The sequence below is a fragment of the Bradyrhizobium sp. WCU1 genome (genome assembly GCF_053474805.1).
This window is the reverse complement of the sequence record NZ_CM130280.1, coordinates 6,240,783-6,256,368: the sequence shown is the minus strand read 5'-3', so window position 1 is coordinate 6,256,368 and position 15,586 is coordinate 6,240,783. Positions and strand designations below refer to the sequence as shown.

Annotated in this window: 16 protein-coding genes; 6 read left to right on the top strand and 10 right to left on the bottom strand. The window is 66.6% G+C overall.

The features are described 5' to 3' along the window. Nucleotide 1: 1 nt before the first annotated feature. Nucleotides 2–997 (top strand): P1 family peptidase, encoded by a 996-nt coding sequence (locus ACTUWL_RS29220; protein ID WP_021077815.1) that lies wholly within the window; start codon nt 2–4, stop codon nt 995–997. Between the two features lie 133 nt (nt 998–1,130). On the opposite strand, the gene ACTUWL_RS29215 is transcribed toward ACTUWL_RS29220, so the two are convergent. Continuing rightward, complete coding sequence (locus ACTUWL_RS29215; protein ID WP_021077816.1) at nt 1,131–1,958, bottom strand: EF-hand domain-containing protein; 828 nt, start codon at nt 1,956–1,958, stop codon at nt 1,131–1,133. 251 nt (nt 1,959–2,209) lie between these two features. Here ACTUWL_RS29215 and rpe point away from each other — a divergent pair, with 251 nt between their 5' ends. Beyond that, entirely contained in the window at nt 2,210–2,911 is a 702-nt protein-coding gene (gene rpe, locus ACTUWL_RS29210) for a ribulose-phosphate 3-epimerase (protein ID WP_021077817.1), read from the top strand. On the opposite strand, the gene ACTUWL_RS29205 is transcribed toward rpe, so the two are convergent. The 7 genes from ACTUWL_RS29205 to ACTUWL_RS29175 form a co-directional block, all read right to left on the bottom strand. Beyond that, nucleotides 2,908–4,365, bottom strand: a complete 1,458-nt coding sequence (locus tag ACTUWL_RS29205) for a serine/threonine protein kinase (RefSeq protein ID WP_021077818.1) — start codon at nt 4,363–4,365, stop codon at nt 2,908–2,910. The genes rpe and ACTUWL_RS29205 overlap by 4 nt on opposite strands. Before the next feature lie 5 nt (nt 4,366–4,370). Further along, on the bottom strand, nt 4,371–5,111 hold the full coding sequence (locus ACTUWL_RS29200; RefSeq protein WP_021077819.1) for a metallophosphoesterase family protein: 741 nt from the start codon (nt 5,109–5,111) through the stop codon (nt 4,371–4,373). Nucleotides 5,112–5,233: 122 nt separating this feature from the next. After that, nucleotides 5,234–5,827 carry a TetR family transcriptional regulator gene (locus ACTUWL_RS29195; protein ID WP_021077820.1) on the bottom strand — a complete coding sequence of 198 codons (594 nt, stop codon included), beginning with the start codon at nt 5,825–5,827 and terminating at the stop codon, nt 5,234–5,236. Beyond that, nucleotides 5,824–5,958 (bottom strand): hypothetical protein, encoded by a 135-nt coding sequence (locus tag ACTUWL_RS29190; RefSeq protein ID WP_016843141.1) that lies wholly within the window; start codon nt 5,956–5,958, stop codon nt 5,824–5,826. Before ACTUWL_RS29190 ends, ACTUWL_RS29195 begins: the two co-directional genes overlap by 4 nt. Nucleotides 5,959–6,358: 400 nt before the next feature. Then, a complete protein-coding gene (locus ACTUWL_RS29185) occupies nt 6,359–6,967 on the bottom strand; it encodes a hypothetical protein (RefSeq protein ID WP_021077821.1) in 609 nt (202 codons plus the stop codon). Next, a complete protein-coding gene (locus ACTUWL_RS29180; protein WP_021077822.1) occupies nt 6,960–7,649 on the bottom strand; it encodes a hypothetical protein in 690 nt (229 codons plus the stop codon). Before ACTUWL_RS29180 ends, ACTUWL_RS29185 begins: the two co-directional genes overlap by 8 nt. After that, nucleotides 7,646–8,413 (bottom strand): MotA/TolQ/ExbB proton channel family protein, encoded by a 768-nt coding sequence (locus ACTUWL_RS29175; protein WP_021077823.1) that lies wholly within the window; start codon nt 8,411–8,413, stop codon nt 7,646–7,648. The genes ACTUWL_RS29180 and ACTUWL_RS29175 overlap by 4 nt, the downstream gene beginning before the upstream one ends. 264 nt (nt 8,414–8,677) lie before the next feature. On the opposite strand from ACTUWL_RS29175, the gene ACTUWL_RS29170 reads away from it, so the two are divergent. The 4 genes from ACTUWL_RS29170 (at nt 8,678) to ACTUWL_RS29155 (ending at nt 13,590) form a co-directional block, all read left to right on the top strand. Further along, nucleotides 8,678–10,048 (top strand): histidine kinase, encoded by a 1,371-nt coding sequence (locus tag ACTUWL_RS29170; RefSeq protein ID WP_021077824.1) that lies wholly within the window; start codon nt 8,678–8,680, stop codon nt 10,046–10,048. A gap of 1 nt (nt 10,049) precedes the next feature. Then, entirely contained in the window at nt 10,050–10,715 is a 666-nt protein-coding gene (locus ACTUWL_RS29165; RefSeq protein WP_021077825.1) for a response regulator, read from the top strand. A gap of 308 nt (nt 10,716–11,023) precedes the next feature. Then, nucleotides 11,024–12,331, top strand: a complete 1,308-nt coding sequence (gene purB, locus ACTUWL_RS29160) for an adenylosuccinate lyase (RefSeq protein WP_021077826.1) — start codon at nt 11,024–11,026, stop codon at nt 12,329–12,331. A gap of 86 nt (nt 12,332–12,417) precedes the next feature. Beyond that, nucleotides 12,418–13,590 (top strand): M20 aminoacylase family protein, encoded by a 1,173-nt coding sequence (locus tag ACTUWL_RS29155; RefSeq protein ID WP_021077827.1) that lies wholly within the window; start codon nt 12,418–12,420, stop codon nt 13,588–13,590. Between the two features lie 67 nt (nt 13,591–13,657). On the opposite strand, the gene ACTUWL_RS29150 is transcribed toward ACTUWL_RS29155, so the two are convergent. After that, nucleotides 13,658–14,650: an agmatine deiminase family protein gene (locus ACTUWL_RS29150; protein ID WP_021077828.1), complete on the bottom strand. Its 993-nt coding sequence runs from the start codon at nt 14,648–14,650 to the stop codon at nt 13,658–13,660. A 264-nt stretch (nt 14,651–14,914) separates the two neighbouring features. Further along, nucleotides 14,915–15,478: a cytochrome b gene (locus ACTUWL_RS29145; protein ID WP_021077829.1), complete on the bottom strand. Its 564-nt coding sequence runs from the start codon at nt 15,476–15,478 to the stop codon at nt 14,915–14,917. Nucleotides 15,479–15,586 lie beyond the last annotated feature (108 nt).

Below are 15,586 nucleotides of genomic sequence, written 5' to 3'. Positions count from 1 at the left end.
CGTGAAAAACCTTCTCACCGATATTGCCGGCGTTGCCGTCGGCCACGCCGACGACGCGGTGATCGCCTCGGGCGTCACCGCGATCCTGTTCGAACGGCCGGCGGTCGCCTCGATCGATGTCCGCGGCGGCGGTCCGGGCACCCGCGAGGACGCGCTGCTGTCGCCGCATAATGTCGTCGAAGCGATCGACGCCATCACGCTGTCCGGCGGCTCCGCGCTTGGGCTCGATGCCGCCGGCGGCGTGCAGGCCTGGCTTGCCGAGCGCGGCCGCGGCTTTCGCATCCGCGACGCGGTGATCCCGATCGTGCCCGGCGCGATCTGCTTCGACCTGCTCAACGGCGGCAACAAGGCGTGGGGACGCTTTCCGCCCTATCGCGATCTCGGCTATGCGGCGGCGAATGCCGCCTCCGACGACTTCGAGCTCGGCAGCGTCGGCGCCGGCATGGGCGCGACAACAGCCAACCTCAAGGGCGGCCTCGGCTCGGCGTCTGATGTGACCGACGACGGCGTCAAGGTCGCAGCGCTCGCCGTGGTCAACGCGGTCGGCAGCGTCGCGGTCGGCAACGGCCCCTGGTTCTGGGCGGCGCCGTTCGAGGTGAACAGCGAGTTCGGCGGACGCGGCCTGCCACCCTCGTTCACACAGGACATGCTCAAGCCGCGGCTGAAGGGCGGCACGGACGCTACCGCCGCCGAGAACACGACGCTGGTCGTGGTCGTGACCGATGCGCAATTGACGAAACCGCAGGCGCGGCGGCTGGCGATGATCGCACAGACCGGCATGGCGCGCGCGATCTACCCAGTGCACGCCCCGCTCGATGGCGATGTGGTGTTTGCCGCCGCGACCGGTGCCAAGCCGGTCGATCCGCTGTTCGGGCTGACCAAGCTCGGTGCGATCGCCGCCAACACGGTGGCACGCGCGATCGCTCGCGGCGTCCATTCAGCGACCCCCCTGCCCTTCCCCGGCGCGCTGCCGAGCTGGCGGGACCGGTTCGGTTAGATCGTCACTCTCCCGTCATTGCCAGCGAAGCGAAGCAATCCATTTATCCGCACATGCGGACAGATGGATTGCATCGTCGCTCCAGCGCAAAATTGCTTTGCAAGTTTGTCGCCGAGCTCCTCGCAATGACGAGCTACGCGCTGACCGACAGCGACGATGAGGCCTGGGCCGAGATCGCCTGCGACTGGCGCTGGATCAGCTGCTCGATGAAATTGTAGGACGAGGTGGCCTTGTTGCCGGCGGAAGACGAATTCGCGCTGCTGTTGGCCGACGCCGTGGCCGGCGTCGTCATCGACACCTTGGAGCCGTCGGCATAGGTCGTCGTCGTGGTGGTCGAGCCGTCGCTGTTGGTCACCGAGGTCGAGGTTGCGCCGTCCAGCGCCTGCATCAGCGGATCGGAGCTCGAGCCACCCGAGCCGCCGCTCGAGCCGGATCCATCGGTCGAGCCGCTTTCCATGTGATGGTGATGATGGCCGCCGCCCTTGTGGCCCTGCAAGGCCTGCGACATCTCGTCGAGGCTGACGCTGCCGTCGCCGTTCTTGTCGAGCTTGGAGAACACATCGTCGGCCTGCGCGATGTTGGTACCGCCGGCGCCGAGCGCGTTCTCGAATTCGGTCTTGGTGATCTGGCCGTTGCCGTCGGCGTCGATCAGCGAGAACAGGTCCTTCAGCGCATCCGACCGGCTGGTCGGCGTTGTGCTGGTTGAAGCCGTGCCGGTCGAAGCGGTCGCCTGGCTCTGCGCGTCGAGCAGCGCACTCATGGTCTGCGGCGAAATCTGCGGGGTGCCGGCGCCCGATCCGCCGCTGGTGCTGCTCGACGTCGATGTCGCGGTCGAGAGGTCGAACAGCCCGGTGGTCTGATTTCCCTGGGTGGAGCTCCCGGTCTGGGTCGTCGACTTCGACGACATCAGCGAGCTCAAAAGATCGACGGCGGATGACGCAGCGCCAATGGCAAATAACATGGCAATACTCCAACAAGGCCGCGCCTGGCGGCTCAAACGCTTGTCATTGGCGGAGCAAGGGGCATGCCATGGCAAAAACCCAATAAAACCAGGCCTTGGCACATCGACGCGGGTTCCGCGCACCCGGCAAGAACTGCCGTTGGCGGCAGGAATTTCCGGCTTCCAGCCGCCGTCCGCTCGCATTGCCCGCCACGCCTGCGCGTGTTAGGCGGGATCACCCGTCGCCCCCTGAAGTCTTCCGGAACTGCGCTATGACTCAGCCATTCACCCCGCGTCCCCTCATCATCGCTCCGTCGATCCTGGCGTCGGATTTCTCAAAGCTCGGCGAGGAGGTCCGCGCCGTCGACCAGGCCGGCGCCGACTGGATCCATCTCGACGTGATGGACGGACACTTTGTGCCGAACATTTCCTACGGCCCTGATGTCATCAAGGCGATGCGGCCGCACACCAAGAAGGTGTTCGACGCGCATCTGATGATCTCGCCCTGCGACCCCTATCTCGAGGCCTTCGCCAAGGCGGGCTGCGACCACATCACCGTGCATGCCGAGGCGGGCCCGCATCTGCATCGCTCGCTGCAGGCGATCCGCGCGCTCGGCAAGAAGGCCGGTGTCTCGATCAATCCGGCGACGCCGGCGAGCGCGATCGAATATGTGCTCGACCTGATCGACCTCGTGCTTGTCATGTCGGTCAATCCCGGCTTCGGCGGCCAGGCCTTCATCCGCTCGGCGATCGGCAAGATCTCTGACGTCAGGGCGATGGTCGCGGGCCGCCCGATCGACATCGAGGTCGATGGCGGCGTGGCGCCCGACGTCGCGGGCCAGCTCGCCGCCGCCGGCGCCAATGCCTTCGTCGCGGGCTCCGCGGTGTTCAAGGGCGGCACGCTCGAGGCCTACAAGACCAACATCGCCGCGATCCGCCACGCCGCGGCCGAGGCGCGCGGCGAAGCGATTTAGAACAAAGCGGGGGGCGTCGGCGCGGCATCCGCCGCGGCGTCGCCCGTATCCATCGCGGCCAACCGCGACGGCCGCACCACGGTCACGGTGCACGGCGCTTCCCCGGCGACCTGGGCAGACACGCTGCCGAGCAGCGCGCGCCGCATCGAGGACTGCCGCGCGCCGACGATGATGTGGTCGACCAGATTGACCGCGGCGAATTCCAGGATGGCGGCGGCCGGATCGATCGCCTCCAGGACATGCACGGTCAGCCGCCCCTCCTCGAGCCGGAACGGGCGTGCCCAATGCTGGAGCGCCACCAGGCGGTCGACATGCTTGTTCTGGCCCTGCTCGTCGTGGCTGCGGTCGATCGCGAGGCGATTGAGCTTTAACACATTCACGCAGGCGAGCCGCGCCGACGGCGAGGTCGACAACACCTGCTCGGCGGTGACGCGGATGGTCTCGTTCAGCGCCTCGGTACCCTCGCCGAGATCGAGCGCAACGGCAACGATCGGGCTCGATGCGAGCTGCACCGCGACGTTGGACTTCGGCTGCGGCGGCGCCGCGCCGAGATTGAAACGGCGGCGCCAGACCGTACTCAGCGGGTCGCGTTTGAGCCGCTGCGCCCGAGCCGTCAGCTTGACCTGCTCTGGATGGCCGAGATCGAACGCGAGCTGCGCCGCAGTCGGGTAGCGCGCGGCCGGGTCGATCTCCAGACAGCGCAGCACGATCTCCTGCAGCCAGGGCGGATAGTCGGGCTTGAGCTCGCGCGGCGGAGTGGGATCGCGCCACAGCCGCCGGCGCATGCCGCGCAGGCTCTCGGTCTCGCCGAACGGGCGGACGCCGGTGGTGAAGAAATAGAGCAGCACGCCGAGCGAAAACAGGTCGCTGCGCGGATCGTCGCGGACGCCGAGCAGGCGCTCCGGCGCCATGTAGGGCGCGGTGCCGTAAGGCAGCCGAAACTCCTCCTGCAGCAGATCGGGCAGATGCTGGTGATGCGAGAGGCCGAAATCAATCAGCACCGCCTCGCCGCGCTCGCGGAACATGATGCTGCTCGGCTTGATGTCGTGATGGATGACGTTCTGCCGGTGCAGGCTGGCGAGCGCGGCGGCGACCTTGCCGCCGATCACCCGCACCTCGTCGTACGGCAACGGCAGCGCGTCGAGCCGCTTGTAGAGCGTTTGGCCGGGGATGCGCTCCATCACCACATAGGCCTGGCGTTCGAAATCGCCGGTCCCGAAGCAGGCCGGCACGTGCGGCCCCGACAGCCGCGGCAGGATCATCTGCTCCATCTCGAAGCTGACGATCGCGGCCGGATCCTCGCCTTCCGAGGTGAGCGGTACCTTCATCAGCAGCGGCACGTTGATGCCCGGATGGGTGACCGTCCACAGCGTCGCCATGCCGCCACGGTGCACGCGCTCGCCGATGGTGAAGCCATCTATCTCGGCGCCGGGCTGCATCGTCAGCGCCGCCATGTCGGTCACCTGCCGATCGACAAGCGGTCGGCGAGCCAGAGCGGCAGGCCATTCGCCTTGATGCGTGCCGCGGCGGTCGCGACGTCGTAGGGCACGCGATGATAGGTGATCTCGCGGCTTGCCGTGTCGAACATCGCAAACGACGCCGCCGGATCGCCGTCGCGCGGCTGGCCGACCGAGCCGAGCACCGCAAGCCAGCGCCGCCCGGTCAGAAGCTGTACGGGCACGCCCGAGGTCGGAACGAAGCTCGTCATCTTCGCCGTCGAGGACATCGAGTAGAGGCCGGGACGATGGATGTGGCCGCAGAAGGTGATCTGCAATTCGGTTGCCATCATGCTGCGCGCGGCATCCGACGTGTCGCGGACATAGCGCCATTTCGCGGGGTCGGAGGCCTCGGAATGCACGTAGAGCCGGTTGTCCTCCGCGCGTAGGATCGGCAGGCCGGCGAGGAAGGCCTTCTGCTCGGCGCTGAGCCGATTGCGAGTCCAGTCGATGGCGGCCTGCGCATCGGCATTCATGCTGTCGCTGGGCTCGCCGATCGCATTGTCATGATTACCGCGCACCGCAATCCCGCCGTTGGCGACGAGGTCCATCGCCGTGTCGACGGCCCATTCGGGATCGGCGCCGTAACCGACGATATCGCCGAGGCAGATCAGCCGCTCCGCGCCGCGCGCACGCGCGGCATCCAGGCAGGCGGCGAAGGCCTGCCGGTTGGCATGGATATCCGCAAGCAGTGCAAGCCGCATCGTGGTCCGCAGAATGATCGAGAAAAGCACGACTGATCTTGACGGATATCAAGCACACGCGGCCCCGGCCTCGCAATCGGCCGGAGGCATCAGGTCGTCAGAGGATGTTGGAAGAAAGCAGGCTAGTGCTTGCACACCCGCACGCCGCGCAGCAGCAGGGCGATCAGGGCATCGATCCGTGACGGGCATTCCGGCTTGGCCCATTCCTCGGCATGCGCCGGGTGATGGTAGCGGACGGTCGCGTCGAACACGGCGCGCGCCGTCGTCTTGACGTCGTCCATCTCGAACACACCCTGCGCGACGCCGTCGGACAGGATTTTCGCGATCAGGTCGACCTGCTTGTCCTTGTAGGCTTCCACCACCTCGCGCGCGCCCTGCGCCAGCGCAAGGTAGGTCGCGAACATCTCCGGATCGTCGCAGACCTTCTTCTGCTTGATCGAGAAGGCGGTGCGCAGCCATTTCTCCAGCCGTTCCGGCGCCGGGCCGTCGCCGGCTGCGAGCTTGCAGAGCGGCTCGTTGGCGCGGTCCAGCCAGCGTTTGGCGACCGCGTCGCGCAGCGAGGCCTTGCTGGGGAAATGGCGGTAGACGCTGCCGTGGCTGACATCCAGCGCACGGGCCACGTCGACAACGGTGGCCTTGGTCAACCCGTAGCGTCTCAAGACATCCTCAGTTGCCTCGAGAATCCGCTCGGGTGTCAAAACCACCGCCTCGTTCATGCGTTTACCGTCTGGTTATCGCTGTCCTGCCCGCGGGTGAACTTGGCGGCCTGGGCAGCCAAATGGCGGGCGACGCGAAGGTTGAGCCACTGTTGAATCTGGGCGGTCAATTGAAAGATTTCTATCGTCATGGAGGTAGTCCTTCGAGGTGGTCAAATTAAGTACGGCTTCCCCGGCCAAACGCCGGAACAGCCACTGGGCGCCCTCCTCCCTTGGGCTGGATTGTGTATACACCGTCTCGCTGACAGATTTCAATATCTGTCAGCGAGACGGTGTGAGATGACAGCCATGCACGGAGCGCGGCCTTGCTGGAAAATGCCGGTCGGGATCTGGCGGCAGAATCGAAAGGGGCCGCTTCACGCAGCGGCCCCTTTGCCGGGAAAATGGCTTCGGGATAAAATCTAGCCCCGGTTAGCCCAAAGTCTACACGGTTCAGGCAATTGAGGAATTCCGGATGACTACTGTCCGCTCCGCTGACTGATTATTGGCGATCCCTACTTTTGTGCCATCGCCCGGCCGGCCCGCGTCGCCCTATCGCTGCTCGTCCTTGGGTGGCATCCGGGGCGGCGGCAGCGGGGTGAAAACCGATCCCTGCGCGCCCGCCGGCGGGGCCACGAACGTCCCTGTCGTGGAATCGCCGCCCGTGGTCTCCACAATCGTCTTCGGCGTGATGTACTCCCTGACGAAGTCCATGATGGTCCCGTCACCGCCGCCGAAATCCGCCGCCCGCCCGCCCTGCGGATGCCCGGCCTTGATCTCGTTGTCGGCGGTGTGGGTCTGCTCGGCCAGGGCGTCGCTGTAGGGAATGCGGAAGGCGCGCGGCACCGCGCTCGGGCGGTTGTCCTCGTCGAGCTCCTCGACCCACAGATAGATCGAGCCTGGATCGCCCTCCAGCGAGTGCGGCTCCACGATCCGCGTCGAGAGCAGCTTGAAGTTCGCCGGCAGCTTCTCCGCGGAGGCCCAGCCGAGCAGGCCGCGCATGCCGCCGAAGCTGACGAAGTAGAAGGCGCTGGTCACGACGATGACGACGGCCTTCAGCGACCAGTGCAGCCGCGCATAGACCAGCACGATCAAGAGCAGCGCGCCGACCACCGCGTAGGCGACCGCAAGCGTGAGGATGACTGATTGCAGGCTAATCACGACGGAGCACCCTCACGCCGGATCTCGGGACCCCCGTGTTCGGATCGAGATCGGCACCGTTGCGCCAGCTGCTGCGGAAAGTCTCGAGCAGCGATTTCGGCCGCCGGTCGACGTTGATCACCTTGCCCTCGGCATCGAGACGAAATCGCACCGCGGTCTTCTCGTCGCCGGTGTGGTCGACGGTCAGCTTGTCGTCGAAGATCACCTGCGCCGTCGGATTGAGCTTCTGCACCTTGACATTGGCCTGCACCGGCTCGCCTGTCGTGGCCTGGAAATGCGAGACGTTGACGGTGTATTCGCCGGCGACGACGCCGCGCAGGGTGACGATCTCCTCGCGGATTGGCGAAGCGATCTTCTTGCCGTTGACCACGATGAAGTCGTTGGCGCCGCCGCGATCGTCGCGATCGAGCGTCAGGAAGCCGGCCTCGCGATGCCGGTACCAGGCGATGTTGCCGGCCGGGTCCTGCACGAACAGGTCGAGATCGTCGGGATGGTTGTCCGGCCAGTCCATCGTGATGATGAACTCCGCCTTGGATTCGATCTTGCCGTCCTTGGAGTCCGGCGACACCGCGAGCAGCGCGAGGAAGAACAGGAAGGCGATCACCTGCAGCGCCTTGAACAGCATGACACCGAGCGGATCAAACGGCTCCTCGCGCGGATAGAGCCCGAACTCGTCCATCATGGCGGCGTACCAAGGCGACGTTCGAGAGCGGGCGTGACGTGCGTCTCGGTCAGCACGACGGCATCGGAGAACACCCGCTGGGTCGCGGAATCCAGCATGTAGTACTGGATCCGGACCAGGATCGACCCGATCAACCCGGCCAGCGTCGTGTACATCGCAACCGCCATGCCGTCGCTCATCAGCCCCATCGAGGATTTCATCGCGACCTTGTCGGCGGCATCGAGCGAGGCGATCGGCGCCAGCATGATGATGAAGCCGATGATGGTGCCGAGCAGGCCGAGCTTCATCAGCGTGTCGGAGACGAAGGCGCCGAAGCCGTTCGACCCGCGCAAGCGATCCGCCAGCGTCCGCAGCAGCAGGGTCTGGTCGATGCGGCCTTTGGCTTGCGCGTCGGCCTTCTGAACCAGGCTCTTGATGTGATCGGTGACGAGGCCACCGGGCAAGCCGCGCGCATCCGGTACAAGAACCTTGGCGCCGTCAGGCGCGGCGAGGATCGTGCGGCAGGACCGCGCCACCTCGCCTTCCCGCGCGATCGCCCGCGTCCGCCAGAAGCAATGGACGCAGGTGACGACGTAGAGCACCGCGATGACGCTGGAAATGTAGGTGCGGTCGGAACTGACCATCAGGCGGATCAGCCCGTAGCGCCACAGCAGGAAGGCGGCGAACACCGAAAGACCGGTGAAGATCATCCAGAGCAGCAGCACGCTGCGCTCCGCCGCATCCGTGCCGGCCGAAGCGGCCGCGGCGCCGACCTTGGCATTCATGCTGCGCTCGCTCCCTGTGGCGGTTGTTCCATGAGGCTCCGGGAGGGCCTCGCCTTCGGTTAGAGCAGAGCCGGCGGGCGTCGTCCAAAGACATCTGCCCAGGTTTGGTCGGGCAAATTTCCCGACCTGCATCGCTGCGCATGCTTGTCCTTGCCGGGAATGGGGTTGCTGTTAGGCTTCGCGCCGCTCTTTTGAGCGCGATCTCCGCGCAAGCGCGTGCCGCGTTTATCGCGAGGGATCATGCTCCGGCCGTGGAGTGATCATATGCGCCTCGTGCTTCAACTGGTCGCCCGCCTGCTCGTCATCGTCGCGCTGTGCCTTGGCGCCGCCACCGTCTGGGCCACGATCGATGCCTATCGCAGCGTCGATCGCGCCACGTCGGCGTCCGCCGAGCGAGTTTCGCAGGCACTGGAGGCGCTGTACTGGCGCGAATTGCTGCTGCGCAGCAACCGGATGCGGGAACAGCTGCTGCCGGCGCCGGACTGGCGCACCATCGAAACCATGGGCCTGATCGCACCCGGGATCTGCGTGCAGTTCGAACCGGCCGGCGCCTTCGAGAGGCCGCTCTGCGGCCAGAGCAAGGGGATCGGCCAGGCGCCGCCGCGCTGGTTCGCGGCCACGGTGCAGGCGGTGCTCGGCGATCACGCCACCGTCGAGCGGCCGATCAGCGCCCGCGCCACGACCGCGGGAGCCGTCCGCGCCATCGCCGATCCGGAGGCCGCGACCGCGCTCGCCTGGCGGCACATCCTGGACAACATCCATGTCGCGCTGCTGATGGCGCTCGCCATCGCGCTGCTCGCGTCGCTCGCGATCGCGCATACGCTGGCGCCCGCCCACTCGATCGTGTCGGCGCTGCGGCGCATGGCCGACGGCGAGTATCGTACGCCGCTGCCGCGCATCCGATCGATGGAGCTCGCGATGATCGGACGCGCCGTCGGCGATCTCGGCGATCGCCTGGCGCAGGCCGAGGAGGAGCGCACGCTGCTGACCCGGCGGCTGCTCGAAATCCGCAGCGACGAGCGTCGCGCGCTGGCCCGTGAGCTGCATGACGAGTTCGGCCAGAATCTCACCGCGATCCTGGCCTTCGCCACCACGATCGAGGCGAGCGCCGGCGACGAATACGCCGCCGGCACTGAAATCGCGCAGGACGCGCGGATGATCTCGCAGGCCACGCGCCGCATCATCGCCTGCCTGCGTGACACGTTGAACCGGTTGCGCCATCCGCCGGCCGAGGAGCTCGGGCTGGAGGCAAGCCTGGTCGCCCTCGTCGACAGCTGGCGGTCGCGCGCGACGCAGCCGCAGATCCAGCTCGATCTGCAGGGCGACCTCGCCGACATCAGCGGCACGGTCGCGGTCACTGCCTATCGCGTCGCGCAGGAATGCCTGACCAACGCGCTGCGCCACAGCTCGGCGCGCGAGATCGTGCTGCGGATCGAACGGCGCAGCGGAACTGAAAACGCGCTGCTGGTGCGGGTCGAGGATGACGGCGGCGGCGATGCCGCCAAGGTGGCGCAGTCGGCGGGCTTCGGCCTCACCGGCGTCAGCGAGCGCGTCGCAGCACTCGGCGGTTCGCTGTCGATCGCGCGCGCCAGCCGCGGCCTCTCCGTCGCCGCCACGATCCCGCTCGCCGCCTGAGATGACGACCGCGAAAACCACCGCAACCCTCCGGGGCATCTCGATCCTGCTGGTGGACGATCATCCCGTGGTCCGCCAGGGCTACCGGCGCGTGCTCGAGCATCAGGACGATTTCCGCGTGGTCGCCGAGGCCGACAACGCCGCCAACGCCTACCGTGCGTTCAAGTCGCACGGCCCCGATGTGGTGGTGATGGACATCTCGATGCCCGGCGCGAGCGGCCTGGAGGCAATCCGCAACATCCGCGCGCGCGATGCCGACGCCCGCATCCTGGTCTTCAGCATGCACAGCGAGGCCGCCCAGGTGAAGGCGGCATTCGGCGCCGGCGCCTCCGGCTTCGTCACCAAGGGCAGCGAGCCGGCCGAGCTGATCGCGGCGATCCGCTCGGTGGCGCGCGGCGAGCACGCGATGAGCGACGACGTCGCGCGGGTGCTCGCGCTGGAGAGCCTGGTGCCGACCAGATCGGCGCTCGACCAGCTCGGCGAGCGGGAGATCGAGATCCTGCGGCAGTTCGCGGCCGGCAGCACCAAGGAGCAGATCGCCGCCAACCTCAACCTCAGCACCAAAACCGTGCAGAACTACCATTATCTGATCAAGGCCAAGACCGGGATGCGGACCGACGCCCAGCTGGTCCGCCTCGCCGTCGAATGCGGCCTGGCGAACCTCTAACTGCTCCCTCTCCCCGTTCTTGCTATCTCCGCGAAGACGTTGACAGCCGAATTTCGCGGAGGCCCCTCTCACCCCGAGCGCATCCGGCGATGCGTTCCGGCCTCTCGCCGCAAGCGGGGCGAGGCGAAACAAGGCCTCGGATATCGCTGCGCCAATCCGGGCTACCAACCGCCGGTTTCGGCCGGTTTTCCCCGCCAAATGCCCCGAAAAGGTGGCTTCGGCCGACCCGATTTGCTAAAGCGCAGCGTAAAATCGGATCGGCCGGAGCGCGTTTTGCGCGCCCCGCCCCGTCCGATTCGGAGTTCTCGATGATCCCCCGCTATGCCCGCCCGGAAATGGCCTCCATCTGGGAGCCGCAAACGCGTTTCAAGATCTGGTTCGAGATCGAGGCGCATGCCGCCGACGCGCTGGCCGAGCTCGGCGTGATCCCCAAGGAAGCCGCCAAGACGATCTGGGCCAAGGGCAAGGACGCCACCTTCGATGTGGCGCGAATCGACGAGATCGAGCGCGAGACCAAGCACGACGTCATCGCCTTCCTGACCCACCTCGCGGAGATCGTCGGCCCCGAGGCGCGCTTCGTGCACCAGGGCATGACCTCCTCCGACGTGCTCGACACCTGCCTCAATGTCCAGCTCAAGCGCGCCGCCGACCTGCTGATCGCCGATCTCGACCGGGTGCTGGCGGCGCTGAAGACCCGCGCCTTCGAGCACAAGATGACGCCGACCATCGGCCGCTCGCACGGCATCCATGCCGAGCCGGTCACCTTCGGCCTCAAGCTCGCCTATGCCCATGCCGAGTTCGCCCGCGCCCGCGCCCGGCTGGTCGCCGCGCGCGACGAGATTTCGACCTGCGCGATTTCGGGCGCGGTCGGCACCTTTGCGCAGATCGATCCGCGGGTCGAAGAGCACGTTGCGAAAGCGATGGGGCTGCGGCCGGAGCCAGTCTCGACCCAAGTGATCCCGCGCGACCGCCACGCGATGTATTTTGCCACGCTCGGCGTGATCGCCGCGTCGGTCGAACGGCTCGCGGTGGAGGTGCGCCATCTGCAGCGCACCGAGGTGCTGGAAGCCGAGGAGTTCTTCTCCGAGGGCCAGAAGGGCTCGTCGGCAATGCCGCACAAGCGCAATCCGGTGCTGTCGGAAAATCTCTCCGGCCTGTCGCGCATGGTGCGCGCCTATGTGACGCCGGCACTGGAGAACGTCCCGCTGTGGCATGAGCGCGACATCTCGCACTCCTCGGCCGAGCGCATGATGGGCCCCGATGCCACCGTCACGCTCGACTTCGCGCTGGTCCGGCTCGCCGGCCTGATCGAGAAGCTGCTGGTCTATCCGCAGAACATGCAGAAGAACCTCGACCGGCTCGGCGGCCTGGTGCACTCGCAGCGCGTGCTGATCGCGCTGACCCAGAAGGGCGCCAGCCGCGAGGACGCCTACAAATTCGTGCAGCGCAACGCGATGCCGGTGTGGCGTGGCGAAGGCGACTTCCAGACGCTGCTGAAGAACGACCCCGACGTGACGAAATACATGACCGATGCCGAGATCGAGGAGAAGTTCGACCTTGGCTATCACCTCAAGCACGTCGACACAATTTTCAAGCGGGTGTTCGGCGAGGCCTGAGCGAGGCCGCCATTCCCGCGTGACATCGCAGCGGGTTGCGCTACGCTGACCCGTCTTACAAAGCCCACAAGAAACGGACCCTCCCCATGCCCATCGTCAATCGCGTTGCCGCCCTCTCGGATGAAATGGCCGCCTGGCGCCATGACTTCCATGAGAACCCTGAATTGCTCTATGAGGTGCACCGCACCGCCGGCATCGTCGCCGACAAACTGCGCGAGTTCGGCTGCGACGAGGTGGTGACGGGGATCGGGCGCACCGGCGTGGTCGGCGTGATCCGCGGCCGCAAGAACGGCTCGGGCAAGACCATCGGGCTGCGCGCCGACATGGACGCGCTGCCGATCGTGGAGGCGGCCGACGTGCCCTACGCCTCGAAGGTCCCCGGCAAGATGCACGCCTGCGGCCATGACGGCCACACCGCGATGCTGCTCGGCGCTGCGAAATACCTCACCGAGACGCGCAATTTCGACGGCACCGCGGTGGTGATCTTCCAGCCTGCCGAAGAAGGCGGCGCCGGCGGCAAGGCGATGGTCGACGACGGGCTGATGACCCGCTGGGGCATCCAGGAGGTCTACGGCCTGCACAACATGCCCGGCCTGCCCGAGGGCTATTTCGCGACCACGCCCGGCCCGATGCTGGCCTCGTCCGACACCCTGAAGATCGTCGTCCGCGGCAAGGGCGGCCACGCCGGCGCCGCGCCGCACGAGGCGATCGACAGCGTCCTGATCGGCGCCCAGATCATCAATGCGCTGCAATCGATCGTGTCACGCAATCTCGACCCGCTCAAATCGGCCGTCATCTCGATCACGATGTTCGAGGCCGGCAGCGCGTTCAACGTGATCCCGGAGACCGTCACGCTGGGCGGCACCGTGCGCACGCTGGACCCCGGCGTGCGCGACATGGTCGAGCGCCGGATCGGCGAGGTCGCCTCCAGCATCGCCAAGGCTTATGGCGGATCGGCCGAGACGGATTATGGACGGATGTATCCGGTCACGCTGAACCATGCGCATCAGGCCGGCATCGCCGCCGAGATCGCCCGCGACGTGGTCGGCGCCGACCGCGTCAACGACAATCTGGTGCCGGTGATGGGCGCCGAGGATTTCGCCTTCATGCTGGAAGCGCGCCCCGGCGCCTTCGTCTTCCTCGGCATGGGCGACGGCCCGATGTGCCACCACCCGGCCTACAAGTTCAACGACAACATCCTCGGCCACGGCGCGTCCTATTGGGTGCGCCTGGTCGAGAAGCAGATGCCGGCGGGCTAGCACCGCCCGCGCAACCGATGAACGACGAATGGCCCGGCCGCGATCCATCGCGGCCGGGCCATTCACATCACGAACGCGGCTGCTGTTGCGTGGTGCAGTGAATGCCGCCGCCGCCGGCGGCGATGCCGTCGATGTTGAGCTGGATGATTTCCCGGTCCGCAAACAGCTCCCGCAGGATGTCGCGCGCATTGCGGTCGGCGGCCGCATCGCCGAATTCCGGCGCGATCACGGCGCCGTTGCAGACGTAGAAGTTGATGTATCCGGCAGCGAAGTCCTTCGTACCGTGCTTGGGGCGCACCGTCGACGGGCCCTGCAACACCACGACGTCGAGATGCCGGCCCTTCGCGTCGACCGCGCCGCGCAGCAGATCGAGGTGCCGCCTGGTCACCGCGTGATCGAACGACGACGGATCCGGCTCGAGGCCGGCCACGACGACGCCTGGACCGGCAAATCGTGCGTAGAAGTCGGTATGTCCGTCGGTGATGTCCTTGCCGGCGATCCCTGGCAGCCAGATGATCTTGTCCAACCCGAGCAGGCGCGACAGTTCGGCCTCGCATTTCTCCTTGGAGACACCGGAATTGCGATTGGGGTTGAGCACGCAGCTTTCGGTGACGATCGCGGTCCCCTCACCGTCGACTTCGATGCCGCCGCCTTCCAGCACCAGGCCGGCCTTGACGAACGTCGCGTTCGCGGCACGGGCGACGTATTCCGCGACCTCGGCATCGAGCGCGTGGCGCTGCTTGTTGCCCCAGCCGTTGAAGTTGAAACCGATCGCGCCAAGCTGCCCGGACGGGTCCCTCACGAACACCGGTCCGGTGTCACGCATCCACACGTCATCGACCGGTCGAATGACGAGGCTGACCGAGGGGCCGCAGAGCCGCGCGGCAATCTCGCGGTCCTCCTCGCGCACCAGCATGTTGACGCGCTCGTAGGCCGCAATCGCCTTGGCGATGCCGGCGAGATTTTCCCGCGCCGCCGGAAGCAGCTTGCCGCCCCAGATCGCGGCGCTGGCGCCGAACGCCATCCAGGTCGCGGCATGCGGCGCGCCCTCATCCGGCATCCGCCAATTTGCATTGTCCCGTGCAAGGTCGTCCACGAGCGTACCGGCCGCGATGGCCCTCCCGGCTTGACCGCCAGATTAGCCCCGTCGCCAACCCGACGCCACGATCTGACGGTGATCCGCTCGCCCTGGGGCTGGCCGCCCAAGTCGCTTGGTGAGGCGCCTAAAGCGCGATGAGATTGGGTTGAATCGTCATCGCGCTTCAGCTCTTTGTTTGAGCATGATTTTTTCGGAAAACCGCTTCGCACTTTTCCGGATCATGCTTTAGCGAGCGGGGTCGGCCTCACCCGCCCCGATCATGCGAGCGGCGACGCGGTCGCGCTTGACGAAATGATGGAAGGCGACTGCGCCGAGATGCAGCACGATCAGTGCGAGCAGCACATAGGCGAAGAAGATGTGGCGTCCCTCATAGGCATCCGCCGCCGCCTTGTCCGGCGAGGTGATCTGGGGAACGTGGAACAGGCCGAAGAAGCTCGAATAGTCCTGCGCACGGGATCCGGAATGCGCCCAGCCCAGCATCGCCACCAGGATGGTGACGGCATAGAGTGCGCCGTGGTTGACCCGGGCGGCGATCCTTTGCCAGGAGGGCATGTCGGCCGGCAGCGCCGGCGTCGGATTGACTCCGCGCCACACCAGCCTGAGCACCGTGAGCAGCAGCACCAGATAGCCGATGTCGGCATGGATCGACCGGTAGAAGAACTTGTCCGCCCGCGCCGGGATGTGGTTCATCCACCAGCCATAGGCCAGCATGCCGATGATGGTGACGCCCAGCACCCAGTGAAACGCGCGGGCGAGCGAGCCCCAGCTTGCCGTCGTATTGCGGATCATGGTCGAATGCCCCGTTAGGATTTCGCACGTCGCAGCAATAGTTTGCCGAGATACTTGCAGGGATCGGTCAAGGCCATATGAAATTCCCGCCTTCACCGCCTTTTGTCG